Origin of the sequence: Vibrio sagamiensis NBRC 104589, assembly GCF_007990935.1 — a bacterium.
Taxonomy (GTDB): domain Bacteria; phylum Pseudomonadota; class Gammaproteobacteria; order Enterobacterales; family Vibrionaceae; genus Vibrio; species Vibrio sagamiensis.
On record NZ_BJXJ01000106.1, the window covers coordinates 1 to 2,173 of the forward strand.

Here is a 2,173-nt window from a genome sequence, read left to right on the forward strand (position 1 = left end):
TCACATTAATCAATGGTGAATCATAGTTAAAGTCTGGGCAGGTTGTGAAGTTTTTGCAACAAGCCCGACAGAATCGCACTATTCACTCAAGCACACTCTTCGTACATTATTAAGCCGAAATTATCTCGAAAATCAGGACATTTAGAAGATAAGAAATCAAGACCTACCCTAAATTCACTACGGTAAGCAAAACTTGTCCAGCCACCAAAAATATTATCCATCGAGTTAAACAAGGCAAGTTCTTGTAAATAATATTTAACACCTTCCTCAATATCTACGCATTCTTCTTTAATACCCCTTGATTTAGCTTTATTAATTAGACATTGATATGAATTGTTATTTATCATATCCATAAAACTAACATTGTTAGAGTACTCATCTAACAATAATTTATAGGTTTGCGTGTATTTTTCATTTTCTTCTATATGATTTTGCCAAGTTATAACCGTGAAATTACTAAATTGAGATTGCTTAACTTTATCTATCGCGCTATTCATTCTATTATTAATCAAACGGCATTCTCTATCTGCTCTCTTTTTGGCTTCCTTAAGCGTATAACCTAATCCTAAGAAATTATACACATGAGGCTTATCTGGAATAAGGATGTATATGTGACGAGTCTGTTCACAAAGAGTTAAAAGAACATTTGTAATGTTTTCTTCAGTAAAAAAACTGTTACCTGGACTCAGCCCAAGTAAAGCTGCTCTTTGTGAGAGCTGACTAATTCCATGTTTATAAAAAACACTATCAATGTTATCAACCAGTTTAAATTTCGTCACTTCCATTATTTTATTTCCTTACCAATAAATCGAGTCATAATACCGGGGGTAACCACATGGGTGACCATTTCACCATCTAATTAAAACCACCACTTAATACTGCTTCTAGCATGGACGTATTCATCATACATCGCTTTTGTTTCCCTACTATACCGAGAGTTGGAGTAAGCGTCTGTGTTCTTTCGCAAATTCTGATAAAGACGTGGCAGAGCTATTCGGGCCTATCTTCAATTTTTGCAACAAGCCCATTTTAGAGACACTTACAGCATGACCGCCGCTTTAAGAATAAAGGCTCGCTTTTTCACGTGCGCAATATCTTCCTCATGTGTAGTAAAAAGTGTACTCAGGGTTCTTTGATGTATATGAAGAACAATTAGCTGTAATCAAACAACTAATATATAGAATGAGTATTTATGCGAATAATCGAGACAAACTTGACATAATATTAGCCAATACGATGAACTTTAATTCTAGAAGCAACACAAGACGTAGAACTATCGTAACCACTCTTTACTTTTTCTTTAGTCGAATAAGGCTAATTTAAATAAGCATTAACTTTCATTATAATAAATCAATAAGTTTACTTAATCGCCCCAATATAAGTTGGGACTGGGGAATTTAAATAATTGGCTAAGGATGCACATGTTCCTTTGGTATTATTAACTTAAAAATATAATCAGTTAACAAAGGGGAACAAGGTCCAAAAATGAAAAGCTATTAATAGCTTTTCATTTTATACCAAATTATTTTTAATTTAACTCAACGTTTCTAACAACTTCTTCATTACCTTGGCATAATTTAGAAGGGTTTCCTGTCAGCTTCACAGTCTTTCCCGCCATATATGCAGCAAGAAGCGTTGAATATTGAACTTCCGCTGCCTTATTACTTAGGAGTATTGTCCAAGTATCACTACAAAACCCACTAGTCTTAGAGCCTTCTAAACGAATCAACACTCTTTTATCTGTGATCTTTGTTTGATCTGGGTTATTATGTATAAGCAACCATGAAACCTTACCAGTCTGAAACGCTTGATCAGAGTAAGCAAAATTAGATGTTATTGTTAACATAATAGAAAAAATACATTTAACTATAGTCCTCATATGAACCCACCTATATTTTTAATTCTTTAAGAAGATGTATTTTAACAGAAGAAATAAAAGAAAAATATACTTTCATATAATTACCTCCCCACTAAAAGTTAATTTATCCTTAATATCTTAAATTAAAAAAATATTATCATTAATAATGATTAATGAATATTTTCATGTATCCACTTTAGCGCCAAATCATTGGGCTTGTTGCAAAAGCCTCACAACCCGCCAGACTTTAACTATGGATCATCACTGAGCAATGCGTTATGGCTAAGTCTGAATTCAAATGACGACATTTCACCC

General features: G+C 33.3%; 2 protein-coding genes. Both read right to left on the reverse strand.

From position 1 onward, the window contains the following. Positions 1 to 86: 86 nt before the first annotated feature. Complete coding sequence (locus VSA01S_RS19565) at positions 87 to 785, reverse strand: tRNA-dependent cyclodipeptide synthase (RefSeq protein WP_039983964.1); 699 nt, start codon at positions 783 to 785, stop codon at positions 87 to 89. 743 nt (positions 786 to 1,528) lie between these two features. Then, positions 1,529 to 1,879 (reverse strand): hypothetical protein, encoded by a 351-nt coding sequence (locus VSA01S_RS19570; protein WP_039983965.1) that lies wholly within the window; start codon positions 1,877 to 1,879, stop codon positions 1,529 to 1,531. Positions 1,880 to 2,173 lie beyond the last annotated feature (294 nt).